Source organism: Bacillus sp. PPSBB_2 (assembly GCF_045291115.1).
In the GTDB taxonomy this organism is placed as follows: Bacteria; Bacillota; Bacilli; order Bacillales; family Bacillaceae_G; genus Bacillus_A; species Bacillus_A cereus.
This window is the reverse complement of sequence record NZ_CP147983.1, coordinates 4,329,440-4,350,399: the sequence shown is the minus strand read 5'-3', so window position 1 is coordinate 4,350,399 and position 20,960 is coordinate 4,329,440. Positions and strand designations below refer to the sequence as shown.

Sequence of the window (20,960 nt, the reverse complement as noted above, 5' to 3'; positions counted from 1 at the left end):
ACTATTTTTTGTTTATAATAATAATGGGTGAAATTATGATTAGAATTTGTGCAGTAACAAAAACAGATGAAGTATTATATGATGTTTCTCTAGAAGAAACAAAGAAAGACCATATTGTATGGTATTGGCTAGATTTATATAAGCCAACGAAAGAAGAGTATACATATATTCTGCAGGACCATTTTAAGTTCCATCCCCTTGCAATTGAAGACTGTATAGAATACGTACAGAGGCCAAAAGTTGATTTTTATGATGGATATAACTTTTTAGTTCTTCATGCATTTGGGGAAGATGGACTAGAACCGCACGAAATCGATTTATTTATTAGTGATCGTTATATTGTTTCTTTCCACTTTTCTCATAACAATGCAATCGAAAGAGTATGGAAAACACTTGGAGAAAAGAAGCGTATTAAAAATAGTCCTTTACACGTAGCTCATACAATTATTGACCAAATTGTAGATGACTATTTTGCGCCTGTATATTACATTGAGGATCATTTAAATGCAATTGATGATAATTTAACCGGGGAGACAGCAGGAAGCGTATTAGAAGAGGTATTTGATATACGTGCAGATTTATCAAAGCTAAGGCGTACAATCATTCCAATGCGTGATTTATTATATCGTATTTTAAATTCGACTCGTTTTTATGGTATAAGCGATCATGAAATTTACTTTAAAGATATACATGATCATTTGCTTAAACTAACAGAAATGATTGAGGCAAGTCGAGAGTTAACAGCAGATATTCGGGATAGTTATTTTTCATTAAACTCACATCATATGAATAACATTATGAAAACATTAACTGTATTCTCGACTATTTTCATGCCATTAACATTTATTGCGGGAGTATATGGAATGAACTTTACGCATATGCCAGAGCTTGGTGGACAATATAGTTATTTTATTTGTCTACTTATCATGGCACTAATTGGCGGCGGAATGATGGCCTGGTTTTATAAAAAAGGATGGTTTAAGTAAAAAAACACCGAGGATTTCCTCGGTGTTTTTTTAACCAATAGCATGTAATACAAACATAGCTAAGAATAAGCATGTAATGATATACATAGATGGTGCGACTTCTTTACGCTTTCCAAGAGCAACTTTTAAGATAGGGTAAGCGATAAATCCGAACGCAATGCCATCAGCGATACTATATGTGAGCGGGATCATAACGATAATTAAGAATGCTGGAAATCCTTCTGAAAAGTCATTCAGAGGAATTTGTTGGATGCTTGTAATCATCAGCCCGCCAATAATAATTAAGATTGGTGCAATGGCACTATCAGGAATTAATTTGACAAATGGAAGAGCAAACAGTGATGCAAAGAATAGCAACCCAGTAACGATAGACGTCAGACCTGTCTTTCCGCCTGCAGTAATACCTGCGGCACTTTCTACTGTTGATACGGTAGGGCTTGTGCCAAATAGACCACATGTCATTGCTGAAATTGCATTGGCTTGGTAAGCACGTGGGAATTTACGGTCATCTTCTAATAAACCGTGCAGAAGTCCCATGTTCTCAAAAATAAGCACCATGCTTAAGGAGAATGTTGCAATCCAAAACGGTAAGGAAGAAAGTTTCCCAAATGACATAGCTCCAAACACATCACCGTAATTAGCGAATGAGAATGAACTATTTCCCACTTGACTCGTATCCACAAGACCAAATAACCATGCGATACCAGTTCCTATTGCAATCGTCCATAAAAAGTTTCCACGTACGTTACGAATAAATAATACAAGTGCAATGATAAGAGTAAGTAATGTCGCAAGAACGACAGGATTACTTAATTTCCCCATTGCCACAGCAGTATTTGGGTTCGAAACGACTAAACCACCTTTTTGCAATCCGATAAACGCTAAAAATAATCCGATGCCGACAGTAATCGCTTCCTTTAATGACTTTGGAATTGATATTGATAGCACGCGAGCGATTGGTGTAAAAGCGGCAATTGCAAAAATAATACCAGAGATAAAGACAGCAGCCAATGCTTCTTGCCAAGTTAGTCCAAGTGTATGCACAGCTGTGTACGTGAAGAATGCATTTACACCCATACCCGGGACAAGAATAGCAGGTGCATTTGCCCAAAATGCCATGAGTAGACATCCGACAAATGAACTAAAAACAGTTGCTAAAATTCCAGCTTCAAGAGGAATGCCAGCATCTGATAAGATTGACGCATTTACAATCATAATATATACGATTGTGAAAAATGACGTAACTCCAGCTAAAACTTCTTGTTTTGGTGATGTTTCGTGTAAACCTAATTTAAATGTTCTTTCAAGTATTCCTTTCATGTTAAACCTTCTTTTTCATATCCCTCTCCCACCCGTGATATCTCTTTTGTAAGAGCTCACCGTTCTTTATTATATCAGAACATCATGTTTTTACAACAAGTAAAATGATAACGTTTACTTGTAAAGAGAATTCGTTATAAATACGTAAAAATAGCCCGTATGGATGAAATGATTTCTAATTCACCCGATTGAATAGGCGGGGCTGCTTGTGCATGTAAAGTAGCATAAGACGTAACCTCCCTTGGTAATTGGGCAGATTCTTCAACGAATGAGAGGGGAACAGGATTAATATTTAAATTATATGTACTCGCAATAGCACGAGCTTTTTCTACTGCTTGGTGCAGAGCTTGAATGAGAGCTTGCTCATAATATTTATTTGGATGAGATACTCGGAAACGTAAACCTTTTGCTACATTTGCACCATTTGAAACGGCTATATCATATACTTCCCCAGCTTTTTGTACATTTAAAACGGTAATTTCATACAAATGCTCCACGCGGTATCCTTGTAGCAATGCTTTATCATTTACATATTCGTATTGAGGAGTGATCGTATAAGAAATCGTTTCTATATCTTTATCGGCAATACCAAGCTGTTTAAGTGCATCCAGCAATTGTTTGGATTGCACTGCATTTTCTTCTTGAGCCTGTTTTACATTTTTATCGTCTGTTCGAATGCCAAGCGTTAATATAACAACATTCGGTTTTGCTTTAACGACGCCTTCCCCTTGTACAGTAATAGTAGCTTCTTTACCAGTATTAGCTGTGCGTACGTTGTGTAAATAAGGATTCATTCCACCCTGCATTTTCCATCACCATCCTTTTTATATGTATATGTGTGAACAAAAAAGAAATTTATATGAAAAAAGTTACATAAATGAGAATGTTGAGGAAAGAAAGCATATACAACATAGGTATTTATAGATTATAATATGTGTAAATATGATAAAAAAGGGACGAGGCTATTGAACGAAAAAAGAGAAACACTGATTTTAGATTTATCTGCATCATTTCGAAAAATGATACGTTTATTACAAAATGATATTAATACACGTTTTGCAGAACATATGCCATATAATGAATTTTCTGTATTACGTGCGTTATTTTTAAAGAGTCCACAGATGGCTTCGCAAATTGCGAGTGAAGTAAACGTAACCTCCAGTCATATTACAGCTGTTACAGATCGTCTCGTACGAAAAGGATTAGTAGAAAGAAAACGTTCTAATTCAGATCGTCGAATCGTGTACTTAGAAATTACAGAGCACGGAAGAGAAGTAACTGAAAAACTTGAAGCTGTGCGTAAAGAATATTATAAAGAGAGATTTAAAGGTTGGAGCGACCAAGAAATAGAAATGGTCTTAGAACTATTTGGCCGCGTATTATAATAAATGAGGATAGGAAGCGAAAGCATTCCTATCCTTTTTCTTTTGAATAAAAATATTTTGAAACTCCGATACTTTAATTAAAAGATCGGAGGAAAGATTATGAAATATATTGCTGCACTTACCATTTTATTTGGTGGTTTTTTCTATTTTCAAACATTCACGTACGCAGATACGCCTATCCAAGTGGTGCGAAAAGAAGTGAAGTACATCGAAAACGATAATACAGTCTTATATTCAAAATTATGGGTTCGTTCTATGCAAAACGCAGTATTATTCCACCATAGCGATAATATTCGTAATCGGGACACATTACGTAATGTAACAAGTTCATCGCTTGTTAAAGCGAAGCAACTATCTTTTCAGAAAGCAGCACTCTATATACCGAGACTATCGCAATACGTATCAAAAATAGGAAAAGAAAATATTCAAGTGTACTACATTGCGATTCACTATAATGTAAAAAAAGAAAATGCATATCAATTAGATGGCATGAACTATTTTCTACAAGTATTCGTAAAAGAGCGTGGGGAATGGAAAATTGCTGAAAGTGTAGTTGCCCCGACAGAGCAAATTGTGCAAAATGGTGATGGATTTGGGATGAAAGAAGAGATGGTGTATGGGGATAGGAGAGAGAATGTGAAATAACCTCCTCATCGAGAGGAGGTTATTTTATTTAAAATTCCAAGAGACTTTCCATTTTAATATTTTAGGTAGGAGGAAATACGTAATGAAACTAGTCACTAAAAATCCGATGTAAAAGCTAGACAATGACTGCTCATGACTTAGTATTAAACCTCCGATGATTCCACCAAAGAAAATCGCACAAGCTAAAACTACTTTTTGTAGTTTTGGATATAATAAGTAGTTACCATTTCGCTCATTGACTGAACGGGCATATAAATATATACCGAGTGGTAATAAAATAAGGATATGTGCAATAGGTCCAATCAATGTTTTGACCGGTGGAATCTTTGTAAAGTTTGGCTCGTTATGACGCACTCCATTTTGATCAGTATAAGCGCTTTGTGGATCATAATTAAAGTAAATATTAAAATCTTCTGCTGGACTAGAAATACGTATGTTTTCCATAACATCATGTATAATGCCATTGTTCTCATGAAAGTCGGCATTCGAGTGAACAGCAATAACTCCTGATATTAGAGATGGAAGTAACACTGGGAAGATTAATATAGCTGCAGTAAGAAATCCTTGCGATATCACATTTCCAGCGATTGTTCCTATACATAAGGCAAGTGTATAAATAGCAATTAATACAATTAACATGTATATAAAGTAACTATGAAAGGGGGAGAATACTTGATATTTATTATGAAAAGTCAACTTTTTCATAATAGCAAATAGTCCCCAGTTTAAAACGACAACAGCCGCGATATTACAGATTCCAAACAACCACTTTGTTATATAGAGGTGCGAACGTTTAAAGGGCATAGACCATAACAAGTCGCTAGTGTTATTTTGTCTTTCCCATCCAATTAACGTACAAGCTAGAATGATTAGCAAACTACCTAACAGCATGATAGAATCTAGAAGTGTTAAATCAAAACTGTAATGATATATAGCTTTCCATTTTTTATTCATATTTAGAAAATATTGCTGTTGAATAGAAGTCATATAGTATTTATATGACAAACTATAGAAGCTGACGAGCCAAAATAACCATACAACATATTTACTTTGTTGATACGTTCTTAGCCACAGTGCTTTTTGAAACATAGGATCTCTCCTTTAAAAAACTTTATAATTTGTTAGGCGTGATAATACAACATAAGTAATGATTCCAGCGAGAAACAAACTGATATAGTAGTTAGGTAAGAAATAAAATTGATTGATTTTATAGCCACCTAGTAATGAAAAGTAAATGGTTGTCCCCCATATACATATTTTTAAATGTTTTTGGAAAATAAATATCCTTTGACTATTTTCATTTGGTGAACGCACATATAAATATGTCCCAAGTAGTAAATAAAATATTGTATAGAAAATAGGGACTAACATTGATTTGGCTGAATAATATACGTGAGATGCTGGATTTCTTAAAGTAGTTGGATCGTTGTCCCTCTTCCGAGAATCTGGCTGATAGTTATAATCAATAGAAAAGCGATATATTGGTACAACTATATTTGTTTTTTGATTGATTTCATATAGTTGTTGATCTAATTTATTATTTTTAGTATCGGTAGCCCCTAAATGGTTTAGTGTAAAAGTGTACACTAGTGGAATAAATGTAAGGCCCATTAGTAGCCATGGAATGCAAAAAATGACCTGTGAAACAATACTTCCAGTAAAAGTACCGATACATAGAGCAGCTGTATAGACTGCAACATAAGAAACTATTGCAGAGGGTGTTGCAAAACTCATAAATATCCAAAAATGAATGCATAAAAAAATCCGTTTTCCTGGAAAAATGATAGTAACCGAAACTATCTCCAGAAAGGACGGATTTACTAGTATGATAACCAAATTTGATGAAAATCAATCCATTTTACAGATTTTATTTGCATACGTAGACAGTTTAACTATTGAAGGCGTTCCGCCTGTGACAGGTCGCCCACCAATCTGTAGAAAAGCCTTACTGAAATGCTTTTTCTTGAAAACTGTATTTCAAATTGACTCTTTACGCAAATTAACACGTTTTTTGCATCAATATCCTTCATTTCGTGTATCTTGNTTCAGGATATAAAAGATCAAAATGTGTTATTTTCCGTTGCAGATGCTGCTTACGATAGTCAACGTATTTATGAAATTGCACGAACATGTAACATCTTTGCCATGAATCCAATCAATCCTAGGAATGGTGAACAAAATAAGAGTACACATCGTCGTGTATTATCTCATTTTATACAAACTATCTTTGGTAAACAATTGATGAAAGAACGTAGGAAAATTGAACAACAGTTTAGTAAACTCAAAGATAAAGGGTTGGAACAGCCACGTTGGTATGGTCAAAATCGCTATCTATTGCATGTTCAGCTAGTTTTTCTGATTCATAACATTGCATGTTTATTTTAGTTTTGCAACACCCTCTATTGCATAAAGAAAGTATCGGTGAAATGGACTAAATGATTGATAATCAAAATGGATAGTTGTTCTATAAATAACATACATAATAATCCAATTTATAAGTAACGAGCTCACAATACAGAAAGAACCGAAAGCCCATTTAGATAAGAAAACATGTTTTCTTTTAAATGGCATCGTCATAAGTAGTGTATTAGATTGGTTGCTACGTTCCCATCCTATCAATAAGCAGGCTAAAGCAATGATAAGAACAGTTAACCAAAAACTATTACCTTCTCCTGAAGAAAAGGTATAAAAATAATAATACTGTTTCCCTTTTTCTTGTAATTCGTAATATTTATCGAGTTCCATCTGAGCACTTCTATAGTATCCGAGAGATAGAAGATAAAGTGAACTGAAGAGAAAAAGTAACGCAGCATATTTCCCGCGCTTCCAATTCCACATCCACAACGCTTTATGAAACATATCCATCCTCCTCCAGTGTCGTAACGAAGACATCTTCAAGTGACATTGTTAATTCTTCAATGAGCAGTGGTTGCTCTTTATAAAACTTCTCCAGTGTTGTAGCCACATTTCCCTCAATTAAAATCGTATACACTTTTCCTGTTTGATTTAATATTTTAATATTGCTTAAGTTTTCTAGTTTTTGAGGTAATGAACGCTCGTAAGCTACTTGTATTTTTGCAAATTGTGATTTTGCATCGTCTAGTGACGTAATAGATGCTACAGTATGTCCTTTTAACATAATGATTGTATCTGCAATTTGTTCCACTTCATCTAAATGATGGGTAGAGATGAAAATGGTAATTTCTTTTTCTGCAACTTCTCCAACGAGAAACTGTAAAATCTGTCTTTTAACGATAGGATCAAGTCCGTTTGTTGGTTCATCTAAAATAATATATTCTGCTTTTGCAGCAACAGCTAAAATGATGGCAAGCAGTGCTTTCATTCCTTTTGAATAACTACGAATTCGTTTGTTTGGTAAGTTGAAACGTTCTAGTAGTTCGTAGAAATATGGTTCATCAAATGCTGTATAAACTGCTTTATAAAACTTCACGATTTCTTTTACTGTATAACCGTTCAGTATGTTAGTAGAATCCGGAACATATACGATTTTTTGTTTCGTTTCAGGATTTTTATGGATGTCGATATCCTCATATGTAACAGTTCCCTCGTCTGGGTCTAAAATGCCGACCATCGTTCGTAATAAAGTTGTTTTTCCCGCGCCGTTTCTTCCAAGTAATCCGACGATACTACCTTTTTGTAATGTGAAAGAAACATCGTCTAAAATTGTTTGATTATCAATTGTTTTCTTCAAGCTTGTCACTTTCAACATCCGTATTCCCTCCAATCTCTTTATAGTATGAATCTATCCAATCATGAATTTTATCTTTCGTAATACCAAGATAAGAGGCTTCTAATAGTAATTGATGAAATTGCTTTTCAACCATAGCGATTTTCCTTTCGTCTAATGTTGGGGTAATCGATTGGGATACAAATGTTCCTTTTCCTCGTAACGTTTCAATAATTCCTTGTCTCTCTAACTCTTGATACGCTTTACTCACTGTATTTGGATTTATAACGAGTAAAGAAGCGAGTTCGCGTACAGAAGGAAGTTTATCACTTGGAGCCAACATGTTTTTCAATACGAGTTCTTTTATATTTTGAACAATTTGTTCCCATATCGGAGTGTTGCTTCTTGGGTCAAGTTGAATATGCAAGAGCAATGTCTCCTTCCTCATATGTATTAAGTGTACTACTATATGTAATACACTTAATACAATATAGGGGACGAATGTATTTGTCAACTGAAAATAATAGAAAAAATTGGTATTAAAAAAAGGAGAATTGGAAAAAATAGGTCTGATATAGAATGGAGGGTTAGTCATGAAGCGAGTTTTTGGAATACTTGTTTGTTTCATGTTATTGCTTTCTGGAACTTCAGTGAGTTTTGCGCAATCTGAAAAAACGAAGCAGGAGAAAACAGAAGAAACAACGCCGAAGTTAGCGGAACAAGCGTCGTCAGCAATCGTAATTGAGCAAGATACAGGTAAAGTTTTATTTGATAAAAACCCAAATGAAAAATTACCACCTGCTAGTATGACAAAGATTATGACAATGCTTTTAATTATGGAACAAGTTGAAAAAGGAAAATTAAAACTGACCGATAAAGTTAGAGCGAGTGAACATGCAGCTTCAATGGGTGGATCGCAAATCTTTTTAGAACCTGGGGAAGAGATGACTGTAAATGAGATGTTAAAGGGTATTGCAATTGCATCTGGAAATGACGCATCTGTTGCAGTAGCCGAGCACATCGCAGGTTCAGAAGAAGGATTTGTAAATATGATGAACAAAAAGGCGAAAGATTTAGGGCTGAAAAATACACATTTTCAAAATCCAACAGGTCTTCCGGCCAAAGACCATTATTCGACAGCAAATGATATGGCTATAATGGCGAGAGAATTGATGAAGTATCCACTTATTCGTAAATACACAGGTAAGTACGAAGATTATTTACGTGAAGATACGGATAAAAAGTTTTGGCTCGTTAATACGAATAAACTAGTACGTTTTTATCCTGGCGTAGATGGAGTAAAAACAGGTTTTACGACAGAAGCGAAATATTGTTTAACAGCATCGGCTGAAAAAAATGGCATGCGTGTCATTTCAGTTGTCATGGGAGCACCAACATCAAAAGAACGGAACAACCAAGTGACGAAGCTTCTTGACTATGCATTTGGACAATATATGACAAAGAAATTGTATACGCGCGGCGAAAAAATTAAGACAGTTCAAGTAGGAAAAGGGAAAAAAGAAAAAGTAGATTTAGTTGCGTCAGATAATGTTTCTCTTCTTATGAAGAAGGGCGAGAATATGGACAAGGTAAAACAAGAAGTAATTGCTGAAAAGAAAGTAAAAGCGCCGATTAAAAAAGGTGACGCGCTTGGTACACTTGTTATTAAAAAAGATAAAGATGTTTTATTAAAACAAACAATTGTAGCAAAAGAAGATGTTGCTGCAGCGAGCTGGTGGGAGTTATTTAAAAGAAGTTTTGGGATGTTTTCAACATCAAAATAGCGGCAAATATTTTGCCGCTTTTCTATTCGTATATAAGTGAATAATGCTGAAAGGTTTCACTTTATGACGAAATAGTTCTTCTTTTGTCAGCAGGAAGGATTCTTATTTTGTATCACGAAAATCTTTATGTATGTGAATAAGTAAAGTTTGAGCATAAGGAGGAAATCGTGTGAGTCTTTCCATGCAATTAGAAGTAAAACGTGACGTCCTATGTGTGAGACTAGAGGGTGAATTAGATCATCATACGGCTGAAGAGTTGCGAACGAAAGTAACAGATATGATTGAGACACATGGTGTTCATCATATTGTTTTGAGCCTAGAGAACTTATCTTTTATGGATAGTTCTGGTCTAGGTGTTATATTAGGCCGATATAAACACGTAAAGGGATTAGGTGGAGAAATGGTTGTTTGTGCAATTTCACCGCCTGTTAAGCGTTTATTTGAAATGTCGGGCTTATTCAAAATCGTTCGCTTAGAAGAAAGTGAAGCGCACGCGCTCGCGACGTTGGGGGTGGCATAGATGAGAAATGAAATGAACCTTCAATTTTCAGCATTAAGTCAAAATGAATCGTTCGCTCGCGTTACTGTGGCGGCTTTCATTGCACAACTAGATCCAACGATGGAAGAATTAACGGAGATTAAAACAGTTGTGTCAGAAGCGGTTACAAATGCAATTATTCATGGATACGAAGGAAATGCAGAAGGTATTGTTTATATTTCTGTAATTTTGGAAGAAGCAATGGTGAAACTCACGATTCGAGATGAAGGGATTGGAATCTTTAACTTAGATGAAGCGAGACAACCCCTTTTTACAACTAAACCTGAATTAGAGCGTTCCGGAATGGGATTTACTATCATGGAAAATTTTATGGATGAAGTAGAAGTTATTTCAAACGAATCTTTCGGGACAACAATCCATTTGACAAAATACTTATCAAATAGTAACGCTCTATGCAATTAAGGAGAATAGCCTATGGACATAGAGGTCAAAAATGAGAAGAAGAAACCTCAGTTAAAGGACCACGAGCTAAAAGCGTTAATTCAAAAAAGTCAAGATGGAGATCAACAAGCGAGAGATACAATCGTTCAAAGTAATATGCGCCTCGTTTGGTCGGTTGTACAGCGGTTTCTTAATCGAGGATACGAACCAGACGACCTATTTCAAATTGGATGTATTGGGCTCTTGAAATCGGTAGATAAATTTGATTTATCTTTCGACGTGAAATTTTCAACATATGCAGTTCCAATGATTATTGGTGAAATACAACGTTTCTTACGTGATGATGGATCAGTGAAAGTTAGTAGGTCTTTAAAAGAAACAGGAAACAAAATTCGAAAGATGAGAGATGAGCTTTCGAAAGAATTCGGAAGGGCTCCAACGATTAATGAAGTGGCAGAGGCACTAGAACTAACGCCAGAGGAAGTTGTTCTAGCACAAGAAGCGAGCCGGGCCCCTTCATCTATACATGAAACTGTATATGAAAACGATGGAGATCCAATCACTATTTTAGATCAAATTGCAGATCAATCTGAAACGAAATGGTTCGATAAAATTGCTTTAAAAGAAGCGATTAGAGAACTAGATGAACGAGAGCGCTTAATTGTATACTTGCGTTACTATAAAGATCAAACACAGTCAGAAGTAGCCGAGCGCATAGGCATTTCGCAAGTACAAGTTTCAAGACTTGAAAAGAAAATATTAAAACAGATGAAAGATCGAATAGACGAATAATTGTCTATTCGATTTTTTTATGCCGTTAATAGGAGAGAGATGTTAATTTTCGCAAAAATTAACAGAATTTATTGATAATTTAGTAAATTTAAAATATAATCCAAGTATGAACTTGTCATAAAGTCTAGTGGTAATAAGTCAAGAGTAAAACAAGACTGATTTTTTCTAGGTGCGATTTTTTCAGCATACGGAAATAGACCCGACCAAAAATGAAATTTTTTCGGGCCGTTTCCAAGATTGCGTCAATAACAAAGTGTTATTTTTCTATCACGCTCCTTGGTGGCGTGTAGAGTTGATGGTTACGTAGTAGCGTATCCACCAGACGCACAAATTTTCTTGCGGTTAAGACGATGGCTCTTTTGTGTTGATGTTTGGGTGTTTCTTTGTATTTCTTTTGATAAAATGCTTGATATTCAGGCAAATATCTTCTTACTGAATTGGCAGCCTCAACTAAGTAATAGCGAAGATAACGATTGCCTTGTTTGGTTAAGGGCGTATTTTCAGACTGATAATTTCCAGATNGCTACCTTTTGAACTACTATCCAAAAGCCCAATCAGTTATCGAAACAGCTAGTGTGTTGGTAGTGATAGCAATGGCTCGGGTAACAGACTTTTTATCGTAGACAGAGCTACAGGGGAAATGAGCAAATTCCCGATGGATCCTTTCCATACATCCATTGTATCTGGGAAATTCAATAATATCGAAACAAATTCCGTAAGGAATCTTGTTATCTATTTTTTTTAAAATCAGGGTAATTAGAAAGCAGAAATACTGATCTAAACTATATTCTACGAGGGGGAAGGAAACATGGAAACGAGGCAACAATGGGGAACGAGAGCTGGATTTATTTTCGCAGCGGTCGGATCTGCCGTTGGATTAGGAAACATATGGCGTTTTCCTTATACAGCGTATGAAAATGGAGGAGGAGCATTCTTTTTACCGTATTTATTTGCATTATTAACGACTGGTATTTCATTGTTAGCGTTTGAGTTTGCCCTTGGTCATCGTCATCGTGGCTCAGCACCACTTACATTTTTCCGTATTAGCCCGCGTGCAGAATTTATTGGATGGTGGCAAATGTGCGTAACATTTATTGTTTCAACATATTATGCAGTGATTATTGCTTGGTCTATATCGTATACATACTTTGCAATTACTGGAGCATGGGGAAAAGACACGCAATCATTTTTATTTAAAGAGTACTTACATGTTGCAGATAAGCCAGGACAATTTGGAGGACTTGTACCAGAAGTATTAATTCCGTTAGCTCTCGTTTGGATTATTGTGCTTGGCGTTGCATTTAAAGGAGTTAAAAAAGGAATCGAAGTTGTTAACCGTATATTTATTCCTTTATTAGTTGTTATGTTCCTTATTATCGTTGTTCGTGCAGTGACGATGGAAGGTGCTATGCAAGGACTAGATGCATTCTTTAAACCAGATTGGAGTCGTATTTTTGATGGGAAAGTATGGCTTGCTGCTTACGGTCAAATATTCTTTAGTTTATCTTTAGCATTTGGAATTATGATTACGTATTCTAGTTATTTACCGAAAAACTCGGATACAACAAATAATGCCTTTATTACTGGATTTGCAAACTCAGGATTTGAATTATTAGCAGGTATTGGGGTCTTTGCAGCTCTTGGATTTATGGCAAATAATATGGGAGTACCGGTTGATAAAGTAGCAAGTGCTGGCGTTGGGCTTGCGTTCGTAGTATTTCCCCAAATTATTAATGAATTGCCGATGTCACCGTTGTTTGGTGTTTTATTTTTCTTATCGTTAACGGTTGCTGGAATTACATCACTTATTTCACTCGCGGAAGTATGCTTTGCCGCTGTATCTGAAAAATTCAGTTTAAGTCGGGAAAAAACTATTGGAATTATGGGAACCCTTCTCGTGTTAGTTTCTCTTGTTTTTGCAACACGTGGTGGACTTATGTTCTTAGATGTTGTCGACTATTTCGCTAATAATTTCGGATTAATTACAATTGCACTTGCGGAAGTAGTTACGATAGGGCTCATTTTACGCCGTTTACCAGTTTATCAAAATCATGCAAACTTTGTATCTGATATTAAATTAGGAACGTTTTGGAGAGTGAGTTTACTCGTTATTACTCCGCTTATGTTAGGGTATATGCTAATTGATGGTACAATCCAAAATATTAAAAAGAACTACGGAGATTATCCGACTGAGTTTGTTGTAACGTATGGTTGGTCGATAGCAGCAGCATTCCTCATAGTTGCAATAATCATTGGCCTGAAAAAATGGGATGCACAAATTCATTCGGATTCTGCCAAGCTTGAAAAAGAATGGAAAGATCGAGGTGTTTCATAATGAGTGGATCAGCGATTATGATGATGGTTATTGGAATAGTAGTCATTTGGGGAGGGCTTGCATTAAGTATTGCAAACTTATTTAAGAAAAAGGCATAAGTAAAAAACATCTGTACCGAAATGGTGCAGATGTTTTTTTATGAAAAAATTGTATTAGAAAAAAATTCAATAACCATACTACAACTACGAGGAAGAGTGAAGGGGTGAATGAAAGTTGGAACAAACGATTTATATTAAAATGCGCAATCGTTTAAAAGTTTCTCCTACTTATGAAGTAAAGCTGGGCGATGTTGCTCAACTTGCCGGAGATTCTTCCGTAGTTGAGTTGTTACAAAATGAGATAGTTTACAAAATAACAGCGCATGATAAGACGCATGTTGTAATTGATGTTATGAAAGTAATTGAGATTATTCAACAGAAAGCATCTCACGTACAAATTAATTTACTCGGTTCTGGACAAACTCTTGTTGAAATTATATACGAAAAAAAGAAGACACACCCAATTTTTTTCGGGCTTGTATGGCTGTTACTGTTCATTGGAGCGGCCCTTGCGATCATTTATTTCCATGAAGATGTAAGTATGCAACAAGTACATCAACGGTTATATTACATGATTACTGGAGAATTTAATGCACAACCACTTTTATTTCAAATTCCTTATTCTTTAGGTCTTGGCTTAGGGATGGTTTTATTCTTTAATCATGTATTTCAAAAGCGAATTAATGAAGAGCCGAGTCCGTTAGAAGTTGAGATGTTTCAATACCAACAGTCACTTGATCAGTATGTAATCGTTAATGAAAACAAGGATAATATGAAACAACTTGCCGATGATTGAGTCTGGATTTGTTATTTTAATTGGTTTAGCTGGAGGGATTGCGGTAGGTAGCGGATATGTCGCATTTTTAGCTGTACTTGGTATAATCCCCCGTTTAGCTCAATTAACGAGAAGTGGAAAGCATATTCAATATTTTGAGTGGGCAGTCATTGCAGGTACTTTAACAGGGGCTTGGTGCAGTTTGAAAAACATTACATTTCAAACGTCGCAATATTGGCTCGTTATATTAGGGATATTTTGTGGCACATTCATCGGAATGCTTGCTGCGGCATTAACAGAGGTGTTAAATGTTCTACCTATTTTAGCGAAACGAGTAGGGGTAGAGGGGAAGATTATTGTTTTACTCGTTGCTCTTGTACTTGGGAAAGTAATAGGATCGTTGTTTCACTGGATTTATTTCGTAAAGTAGGAGGCAGTATATAAATGACAAGTCAGAAATTGAAGGATGATTACATAAATAAAGTGAAGGAGTATCATCCAAAGCCAAACTATTTACTAAATTGTATCAAAGCATTTCTTGTAGGTGGACTCATTTGCACAGTTGGAGAAGTATTGATGAAATTTTATATACATTATTTTCACTTCAGTGAACAAGAGGCAGGAAACCCAACTGTTGCAACCCTTGTTTTATTATCCGCGATTTTAACAGGGTGTGGTGTATATGATAAAATCGGTCAATTTGCTGGAGCAGGATCAGCGGTACCGGTAACAGGATTTGCAAATTCTATGGCGAGCGCTGCCTTAGAACATAAGAGCGAAGGGGTTGTTCTAGGGATTGCTACAAATATGTTTAAACTGGCAGGAAGTGTGATTGTATTTGGGGTTGTTGGTGCATATATCATTGGGTTAATAAGGTATACCTTTAAAATTTTTATGTCTTAAAGGAGGGGCTAGTATGAGGTTGACCGGAAAACAAACGTGGGTATTTCAAAATGATATATATGTGAATGCAACGGGTACTGCTGTCGGTCCGAAAGAAGCTGAGGGCCCTCTTGGGAAAAAATTTGATACTTCATATGATGACTTGCATTGTGGAGAAGAAAATTGGGAGCTTGCCGAACGAAGATTAATGTCAGACTCAATTCAACAAGCAGTGCAAAAAGGGAATATAAAAACATCGCAAATTGATTTCTTTTTAGCGGGAGATTTATTAAATCAAACAGTGACAGCAAATTATGTTGCGCGTAAATGGGGCATTCCTTTTTTAGGAATGTTTAGCGCTTGTGCGACGTCTATGGAGACTTTAGCAGTTGGCTCAGCTTTTATAGACGGTGGATTTGCAAATCGTGTTTTAGCTACAGTAAGTAGTCATAATGCAACGGCTGAAAGACAATTTCGCTATCCAACAGAGTACGGTGGACAAAAGCCAGGGACAGCAAATTCAACTGTGACTGGTGCAGGGTCTATATTAATTAGCAATGAAAAAAGTGCAATTAAAATTACGTCGGCTACAATTGGAAAAGTGCAAGATTTAGGAATCACAAATCCTTTGGATATGGGAGCAGCGATGGCTCCAGCAGCAGCTCATACAATTCAACAACATTTTGAAGATTTAAGAAGAAGTGCCGATGATTATGATTTGATTGTTACGGGTGATTTATCAGCTGTTGGGACGCCGATTGCGAAACAACTTTTACTTGAGGAAGGTTATGATCTTGGGCATATATACAATGATTGTGGATTGATGATTTATGAATCAAGTCAAGAGGAAGTGTTTGCAGGTGGTAGTGGTTGCGCTTGTTCAGCAGTTGTCACATATGGTCATTTATTACACGAGATGCAAAAAGGGAATTTACAACGAATTTTTGTCGTTGCGACTGGTGCATTATTAAGCCCGATGATGATGCAACAGAAGGAAACGATTCCAACAATTGCACATGGTGTCGTATTTGAGAGAGTTAAAGGAGAGTGAATTGTGGATTTTATATATGCATTTCTTGTAGGTGGAGTTATTTGTTTAATTGGGCAACTATTGTTAGATTTCGTAAAGTTAACACCAGCTCATTTAATGGCAACTTTTGTAGTCATCGGAGCAATTTTAGATGGATTTGGATTGTACGATAAACTAATAAAGTTTGCAGGTGCTGGAGCAACAGTCCCTATTACAAGTTTTGGACATTCACTATTGCACGGAGCAATGCATGCAGCAGAAAAACATGGATATTTAGGAATTGGTATTGGCATGTTTAGTTTAACGTCTGCGGGCATTTCCGCAGCGATATTGTTTTCGTCTTTTATAGCACTTATATGTAAACCGAAAGGATAAATCAAATGAGACGAAGGGTTGTTTTGGTCACAGATGGAGATGAATATGCAAAGCGGACAATTGAGCTTTTAACGAAGGAATTTGGGGGAAGGTGTATTTCAGCATCACAAAGTAATCCAACCAAATTGACAGGGAAAAAAGTTGTTGAGCTTATTATGCAAACGCCATATGACCCTGTATTTGTCATGTTTGATGACAGTGGATTTATTGGAGAAGGATCTGGTGAAAAGGCTTTAAAATATGTGGCTACCCATAAACAAATTGATGTGCTCGGTATTTTAGCGGTAGCGTCTAATACGCATCATTGGGAATGGGCACGTGTAGGTGTAAGTGTAGATCGGAACGGGAATTTAACCGAATACGGTGTTGATAAATTTGGACTTCCAGATGGTGAAATTGGCAGAATTAGCGGAGATACAATTTATTGTTTAGATGACTTGAATGTTCCTGTCATCGTTGGAGTCGGTGACATTGGTAAGATGTGTGGAAATGATGAATGGGAGAGGGGATCACCTATTACGAAGAAAGCAATTCAATTAATTTTGGAAAGGAGTGGTTTTTATGACGAAGCCTAAAAAAGTGGATATCCCTATATCAACTTTCATAAGTGACAATGAAAATTATTTAAAGCAGACAGTTGGACTAGGCGTTACATACGATGTTGGTATTCGTAAATTTCAAATTTTGAATAAAGAAATTGGTGTGTTATTTGTAAACGGACTTTGTGATACAAATTATATTATCCCTATTTTAGAAGAAGCGGTGGATACAAATGAGATAAGGGATGTAGAAGAAGATACAGTGAAGCTTTTAGAGAATCGCTTAATCCATCAACAAGTAAGTAAAGTGAAAACGATGGATGAGGTAATGCTCCAAGTATTATCAGGACTGATCGTGATATTTGTGGAAGGTGAAACGGAAGCGTTCGCAATCGATGTTCGTAGTTATCCAGGGCGAACGCCGACAGAACCAGATACCGAAAAGGTAGTACGCGGTGCAAGGGATGGATTTGTTGAAAATATCGTTGTAAATACAGCATTAATCCGTAGAAGAATTCGAGATCCACGTCTTCGAAATGAAATGGTTCGAGTAGGAGATAGATCACAAACGGATATTTGTATTACATACGTTCAAGATGTTGCAAATCCAGATTTAGTAAAGATTATAAAACAAGAATTAAATAACATCGATGTAGATGGAATTACGATGGCGGATAAAACAGTAGAAGAATTTGTTGTAAAGCAAAGCTATAACCCATTCCCACTTATTCGATATACAGAAAGGCCAGATGTAGCAGCAAATCATCTACTAGAAGGACATGTGTTAGTACTTGTTGACACATCGCCAAGTGCTATGATTACACCGACAACATATTTTCATCATTTACAGCACGCGGAAGAGTTTAGACAAAATCCAGCTGTCGGTACATTTTTACGCTGGGTGCGCTTTTTAGGTGTTATATTCTCGTTATTTTTATTACCATTTTGGTTAGTGTTTGTATTTGATCCAACTCTTTTGCCAGCAAATCTTGCTTTTATTGGACCGACTAAGATGACGCATTTACCAATTTTATTACAGGTGTTAATGGCAGAGGTCGGACTTGAGTTTTTAAGGATGGCAGCCATTCATACTCCAACGCCGTTATCGTCTGCAGCAGGGTTGATTTCCGCTATATTAATTGGTCAAATTGCAATTGATGTAGGTTTGTTTGTGCCAGAAGTGATTTTGTATGTAGCAGTTTCGATGATTGGTGCATATGCAACACCGAGTTATGAATTAGGATTAGGGAATAAGGTTGGGAAATTGTTTGTTATTATTTTAACAGGCCTCTTCCATGAGATGGGATTTGTAATTGGTATGACGATATTAATTTTATTTTTAACGTCTATAAAAAGTTTACAAACACCTTATTTATGGCCGTTTTTACCATTTGATTGGGGCGCATTAACAAAAATTTTACTCCGTCCAACGATGTCTAGTTTAAAAGTAAGACCAAGTATTGTAAGACCTCAAAATGTAAAAAGACAAAAATAAACGGGATTATACACCCGTTTATTTTTTTTTAGCAAAAATTTATTATTTTTTAACAAAAATCAAACATTTTTTGTGTACACTTAGAGTAGATATTGTGTATGGAAGGGGAAGAGGACATGATTAAATTATTTGTAAGTGATTTAGATGACACGCTCGTTTACGATGTGAATCATATGCAAAAAGAAGATGAACGTGCGCTGTGTTGGTTAGCTGAGAAAGGGACAAATATTTGTTTTGCCTCTGGCCGCTTTACACACAGAATTGATGAAGTTGTAAAAAGGTTTTCATTCCCATATTACACAACTGGCTTAAATGGAGCGACAATGTTGCTTCCGGATGGAAATTTATTTCATGAATCGAGTTTTGAAAATCTGGTTGCCCAGGAAATATATCGATATATACATAGAAAAGGACTAGCGGATATTGTTTGTGCAAATGAGCAGCGATATACAAAAAGGAAGAATGAACATCACCATAATTTTGAAGCGTATATGGGCGTGCATATCGCTGAAATTGAAGCGTTAGAAGAAGAGTTTGGTAAGACTGTACACCCTGCAAAATTGTTTGTTTTTGGAGAAGAAGAGAAAATTGTGACGTTAGATCAAGAGCTACGAGATATGTTTCAAGGCGAAGCGGAAGTTTTTATATCAGGTAAACGCTATGTTGATATTATGCCAAGAGGCGTGAGTAAGGGGAGTGCTCTAAAGCGACTAATGGACCATTTGCAAATTGAAGCAAATGAAGTTGCTTGTATTGGAGATTCTTTCAATGATATTTCTATGTTTGAAGTAACCCCGCATTCATTTACTCTTCATCATGCCCATCCATATGTAAAGGAGAAAGCAAATCATATAGTGCGTTCGGTTGAAGAGGCTGTTATGAAATTACCGTTACTTGTATAAAAAAAGAAGCCCGTCACTGGCGGGCTTCTTTTTTACTTGAATAAAGATTTAACAAAATCAATGATACTTGAGAAGAAATCTTTCACTTTATCTAGAAAACTTTGTCCTTCTTCAGAACCTAAGAAGGCAGAAACGTGTTCTTTTGCTTTGTTTAATTGACTACCAACTTGATTCCAATCGATATTAAGATTTTTCATTTTATCAAATAACGATACTAAGTTATCTAACTGTTCATCTGTCAATGTAATGCCGAGTTGATCAGCAATTTTTTTAATTAATGAACGTAAATCTTCTGTTGTTTTTGGCTGTTCTTTTGCAATTTCTTCTTTAATTTTTGCAACAAGTTGAACTGCTTTTTCTTCACCAATTTTATCACCAAGCTGGGCTGTTTGTACCATTTCTTCATTCGCTACTTTTTTAACTTCTTCAGGAATTTGTTTATTGGACGCAGTTTCGTATGCTTTCATTAATCCAGTTAAAGCTGCAGTTCCTGAAACTTTAAAAGGTGCAGTAATTTGAATTTCTGCATCTTTTACACCTGCTGTAATCAAAGCGTTAGTGTACATTGCATCTGTTACCCAGTTAATGTTCTTTGATCGTACAATAAGACCAGATCCTGGTTTTGTGTATGTAATCATAGAAGAAGAAATTGCTCTCGTACCAATTTGTGCTTTTGGAACAATGCCTTCTAGAAATTTATGTTCTTCCGCATTAGATACAGTAATAATTGTAGCATCTTTCGGTGCTTTCATTTCTTTTAACAGATCTTGTTTTTGTTGTTCAGATAAGTTCTCTCCTAATGTAACAATTGATTCTCCCTCGATGATGTCTGCAAACGAAGCTGTTGGCATCATAAATACCGTTACAGCTAATAGCAGAGCTAGTAATTTCGTTTTCACGAAAAATCGCTCCCTTTCTCTTTCTAAAATTTTCGGGCAACAAAGTTATTATAGTATATATTTCTTATTTGTCACCTAGCTTTTTCCACATTTCAAAAAAGAAGTATCTAGATTGTCGGATTCTTTTTGTTTCTAGTCATGAATGTGGTA

The 20,960-nt window shown here is 35.9% G+C and carries 23 protein-coding genes and 4 pseudogenes; 18 read left to right on the top strand and 9 right to left on the bottom strand.

Going from position 1 to position 20,960, the window contains the following annotated elements; all coding sequences use genetic code 11:
- Positions 1-23: 23 nt before the first annotated feature.
- Complete coding sequence (gene corA / locus V6946_RS21795) at positions 24-986, top strand: magnesium/cobalt transporter CorA (protein WP_002000765.1); 963 nt, start codon at positions 24-26, stop codon at positions 984-986.
- A 30-nt stretch (positions 987-1,016) separates the two neighbouring features.
- On the opposite strand, the gene V6946_RS21790 is transcribed toward corA, so the two are convergent.
- Positions 1,017-2,306 (bottom strand): NCS2 family permease, encoded by a 1,290-nt coding sequence (locus V6946_RS21790; protein ID WP_000676238.1) that lies wholly within the window; start codon positions 2,304-2,306, stop codon positions 1,017-1,019.
- Positions 2,307-2,440: 134 nt separating this feature from the next.
- Entirely contained in the window at positions 2,441-3,112 is a 672-nt protein-coding gene (locus tag V6946_RS21785; protein WP_001161448.1) for an SIMPL domain-containing protein, read from the bottom strand.
- 159 nt (positions 3,113-3,271) lie between these two features.
- On the opposite strand from V6946_RS21785, the gene V6946_RS21780 reads away from it, so the two are divergent.
- Both V6946_RS21780 and V6946_RS21775 read left to right on the top strand, forming a co-directional pair.
- Positions 3,272-3,691 (top strand): MarR family winged helix-turn-helix transcriptional regulator, encoded by a 420-nt coding sequence (locus V6946_RS21780; protein WP_001003305.1) that lies wholly within the window; start codon positions 3,272-3,274, stop codon positions 3,689-3,691.
- 99 nt (positions 3,692-3,790) lie between these two features.
- The gene (locus tag V6946_RS21775; RefSeq protein WP_000873779.1) at positions 3,791-4,336 is read left to right on the top strand and encodes a hypothetical protein; all 546 of its coding nucleotides are present in this window, start codon (positions 3,791-3,793) and stop codon (positions 4,334-4,336) included.
- A gap of 24 nt (positions 4,337-4,360) precedes the next feature.
- On the opposite strand, the gene V6946_RS21770 is transcribed toward V6946_RS21775, so the two are convergent.
- Together V6946_RS21770 and V6946_RS21765 are read right to left on the bottom strand one after the other, a co-directional pair.
- Positions 4,361-5,425: an ABC transporter permease gene (locus tag V6946_RS21770; protein WP_000486541.1), complete on the bottom strand. Its 1,065-nt coding sequence runs from the start codon at positions 5,423-5,425 to the stop codon at positions 4,361-4,363.
- 12 nt (positions 5,426-5,437) lie between these two features.
- Positions 5,438-6,049, bottom strand: a pseudogene (locus tag V6946_RS21765) (ABC transporter permease); the annotation flags it as partial.
- 112 nt (positions 6,050-6,161) lie between these two features.
- Between V6946_RS21765 and V6946_RS21760 the strand changes: the two are divergent.
- A pseudogene (locus V6946_RS21760) lies at positions 6,162-6,721 on the top strand (transposase).
- Between the two features lie 15 nt (positions 6,722-6,736).
- Here V6946_RS21760 and V6946_RS21755 read toward each other — a convergent pair.
- From V6946_RS21755 to V6946_RS21745, 3 genes and pseudogenes are all read right to left on the bottom strand, one after another.
- Positions 6,737-7,195, bottom strand: a pseudogene (locus V6946_RS21755) (ABC transporter permease); the annotation flags it as partial.
- A complete protein-coding gene (locus tag V6946_RS21750; RefSeq protein WP_000922137.1) occupies positions 7,185-8,066 on the bottom strand; it encodes an ABC transporter ATP-binding protein in 882 nt (293 codons plus the stop codon). The pseudogene V6946_RS21755 and the gene V6946_RS21750, both read right to left, overlap by 11 nt.
- On the bottom strand, positions 8,032-8,451 hold the full coding sequence (locus V6946_RS21745) for a GntR family transcriptional regulator (protein WP_000548027.1): 420 nt from the start codon (positions 8,449-8,451) through the stop codon (positions 8,032-8,034). Before V6946_RS21745 ends, V6946_RS21750 begins: the two co-directional genes overlap by 35 nt.
- Before the next feature lie 166 nt (positions 8,452-8,617).
- Between V6946_RS21745 and dacF the strand changes: the two genes are divergently transcribed.
- The 4 genes from dacF to sigF all read left to right on the top strand — a co-directional run bounded on the left by dacF (position 8,618) and on the right by sigF (position 11,540).
- Positions 8,618-9,808 carry a serine-type D-Ala-D-Ala carboxypeptidase DacF gene (dacF, locus tag V6946_RS21740; protein ID WP_000831998.1) on the top strand — a complete coding sequence of 397 codons (1,191 nt, stop codon included), beginning with the start codon at positions 8,618-8,620 and terminating at the stop codon, positions 9,806-9,808.
- 169 nt (positions 9,809-9,977) lie between these two features.
- A complete protein-coding gene (gene spoIIAA, locus V6946_RS21735) occupies positions 9,978-10,328 on the top strand; it encodes an anti-sigma F factor antagonist (protein ID WP_000059135.1) in 351 nt (116 codons plus the stop codon).
- Complete coding sequence (spoIIAB, locus tag V6946_RS21730) at positions 10,329-10,769, top strand: anti-sigma F factor (RefSeq protein ID WP_001243398.1); 441 nt, start codon at positions 10,329-10,331, stop codon at positions 10,767-10,769. It abuts the gene before it with no gap.
- Between the two features lie 12 nt (positions 10,770-10,781).
- Positions 10,782-11,540, top strand: coding sequence for an RNA polymerase sporulation sigma factor SigF (gene sigF / locus V6946_RS21725; RefSeq protein ID WP_000350729.1), 759 nt, complete (start codon positions 10,782-10,784; stop codon positions 11,538-11,540).
- A gap of 256 nt (positions 11,541-11,796) precedes the next feature.
- Here sigF and V6946_RS21720 read toward each other — a convergent pair.
- A pseudogene (locus V6946_RS21720) lies at positions 11,797-12,060 on the bottom strand (transposase); the annotation flags it as partial.
- Positions 12,061-12,348: 288 nt separating this feature from the next.
- On the opposite strand from V6946_RS21720, the gene V6946_RS21715 reads away from it, so the two are divergent.
- The 10 genes from V6946_RS21715 (at position 12,349) to V6946_RS21670 (ending at position 19,911) form a co-directional block, all read left to right on the top strand.
- On the top strand, positions 12,349-13,875 hold the full coding sequence (locus V6946_RS21715; protein WP_000450088.1) for a sodium-dependent transporter: 1,527 nt from the start codon (positions 12,349-12,351) through the stop codon (positions 13,873-13,875).
- Positions 13,875-13,973, top strand: a complete 99-nt coding sequence (locus V6946_RS21710) for a methionine/alanine import family NSS transporter small subunit (protein WP_000016826.1) — start codon at positions 13,875-13,877, stop codon at positions 13,971-13,973. The genes V6946_RS21715 and V6946_RS21710 overlap by 1 nt, the downstream gene beginning before the upstream one ends.
- A gap of 115 nt (positions 13,974-14,088) precedes the next feature.
- The gene (locus tag V6946_RS21705) at positions 14,089-14,709 is read left to right on the top strand and encodes a stage V sporulation protein AA (RefSeq protein ID WP_000438369.1); all 621 of its coding nucleotides are present in this window, start codon (positions 14,089-14,091) and stop codon (positions 14,707-14,709) included.
- Positions 14,702-15,118, top strand: coding sequence for a stage V sporulation protein SpoVAB (gene spoVAB, locus V6946_RS21700; RefSeq protein WP_000572936.1), 417 nt, complete (start codon positions 14,702-14,704; stop codon positions 15,116-15,118). Before V6946_RS21705 ends, spoVAB begins: the two co-directional genes overlap by 8 nt.
- Positions 15,119-15,132: 14 nt before the next feature.
- The gene (gene spoVAC / locus V6946_RS21695; protein ID WP_000203810.1) at positions 15,133-15,591 is read left to right on the top strand and encodes a stage V sporulation protein AC; all 459 of its coding nucleotides are present in this window, start codon (positions 15,133-15,135) and stop codon (positions 15,589-15,591) included.
- 13 nt (positions 15,592-15,604) lie between these two features.
- The gene (spoVAD, locus tag V6946_RS21690) at positions 15,605-16,621 is read left to right on the top strand and encodes a stage V sporulation protein AD (RefSeq protein WP_006921412.1); all 1,017 of its coding nucleotides are present in this window, start codon (positions 15,605-15,607) and stop codon (positions 16,619-16,621) included.
- A 3-nt stretch (positions 16,622-16,624) separates the two neighbouring features.
- Positions 16,625-16,975: a stage V sporulation protein AE gene (spoVAE, locus tag V6946_RS21685; RefSeq protein WP_366981363.1), complete on the top strand. Its 351-nt coding sequence runs from the start codon at positions 16,625-16,627 to the stop codon at positions 16,973-16,975.
- A 5-nt stretch (positions 16,976-16,980) separates the two neighbouring features.
- Complete coding sequence (locus tag V6946_RS21680; protein ID WP_366981362.1) at positions 16,981-17,550, top strand: stage V sporulation protein AE; 570 nt, start codon at positions 16,981-16,983, stop codon at positions 17,548-17,550.
- Positions 17,537-19,009: a spore germination protein SpoVAF gene (spoVAF, locus tag V6946_RS21675; RefSeq protein ID WP_000165595.1), complete on the top strand. Its 1,473-nt coding sequence runs from the start codon at positions 17,537-17,539 to the stop codon at positions 19,007-19,009. Before V6946_RS21680 ends, spoVAF begins: the two co-directional genes overlap by 14 nt.
- 98 nt (positions 19,010-19,107) lie before the next feature.
- Positions 19,108-19,911 carry a Cof-type HAD-IIB family hydrolase gene (locus V6946_RS21670; RefSeq protein WP_366981361.1) on the top strand — a complete coding sequence of 268 codons (804 nt, stop codon included), beginning with the start codon at positions 19,108-19,110 and terminating at the stop codon, positions 19,909-19,911.
- 32 nt (positions 19,912-19,943) lie between these two features.
- On the opposite strand, the gene V6946_RS21665 is transcribed toward V6946_RS21670, so the two are convergent.
- Positions 19,944-20,810 carry a DUF1002 domain-containing protein gene (locus V6946_RS21665; protein ID WP_000850515.1) on the bottom strand — a complete coding sequence of 289 codons (867 nt, stop codon included), beginning with the start codon at positions 20,808-20,810 and terminating at the stop codon, positions 19,944-19,946.
- Positions 20,811-20,960: the final 150 nt, after the last annotated feature.

Bases quoted from the DNA above. Each gene is read 5' to 3' on its own strand.
- corA (WP_002000765.1), top strand. From the start codon at position 24: ATGGGTGAAATTATGATTAGAATTTGTGCAGTAACAAAAACAGATGAA.
- V6946_RS21790 (WP_000676238.1), bottom strand. From the start codon at position 2,306: ATGAAAGGAATACTTGAAAGAACATTTAAATTAGGTTTACACGAAACA.
- V6946_RS21785 (WP_001161448.1), bottom strand. From the start codon at position 3,112: ATGCAGGGTGGAATGAATCCTTATTTACACAACGTACGCACAGCTAAT.
- V6946_RS21775 (WP_000873779.1), top strand. From the start codon at position 3,791: ATGAAATATATTGCTGCACTTACCATTTTATTTGGTGGTTTTTTCTAT.
- V6946_RS21770 (WP_000486541.1), bottom strand. From the start codon at position 5,425: ATGTTTCAAAAAGCACTGTGGCTAAGAACGTATCAACAAAGTAAATAT.
- V6946_RS21750 (WP_000922137.1), bottom strand. From the start codon at position 8,066: ATGTTGAAAGTGACAAGCTTGAAGAAAACAATTGATAATCAAACAATT.
- dacF (WP_000831998.1), top strand. From the start codon at position 8,618: ATGAAGCGAGTTTTTGGAATACTTGTTTGTTTCATGTTATTGCTTTCT.
- spoIIAB (WP_001243398.1), top strand. From the start codon at position 10,329: ATGAGAAATGAAATGAACCTTCAATTTTCAGCATTAAGTCAAAATGAA.
- sigF (WP_000350729.1), top strand. From the start codon at position 10,782: ATGGACATAGAGGTCAAAAATGAGAAGAAGAAACCTCAGTTAAAGGAC.
- V6946_RS21715 (WP_000450088.1), top strand. From the start codon at position 12,349: ATGGAAACGAGGCAACAATGGGGAACGAGAGCTGGATTTATTTTCGCA.
- V6946_RS21710 (WP_000016826.1), top strand. From the start codon at position 13,875: ATGAGTGGATCAGCGATTATGATGATGGTTATTGGAATAGTAGTCATT.
- spoVAB (WP_000572936.1), top strand. From the start codon at position 14,702: ATGATTGAGTCTGGATTTGTTATTTTAATTGGTTTAGCTGGAGGGATT.
- spoVAC (WP_000203810.1), top strand. From the start codon at position 15,133: ATGACAAGTCAGAAATTGAAGGATGATTACATAAATAAAGTGAAGGAG.
- spoVAD (WP_006921412.1), top strand. From the start codon at position 15,605: ATGAGGTTGACCGGAAAACAAACGTGGGTATTTCAAAATGATATATAT.
- V6946_RS21680 (WP_366981362.1), top strand. From the start codon at position 16,981: ATGAGACGAAGGGTTGTTTTGGTCACAGATGGAGATGAATATGCAAAG.
- spoVAF (WP_000165595.1), top strand. From the start codon at position 17,537: ATGACGAAGCCTAAAAAAGTGGATATCCCTATATCAACTTTCATAAGT.
- V6946_RS21670 (WP_366981361.1), top strand. From the start codon at position 19,108: ATGGAAGGGGAAGAGGACATGATTAAATTATTTGTAAGTGATTTAGAT.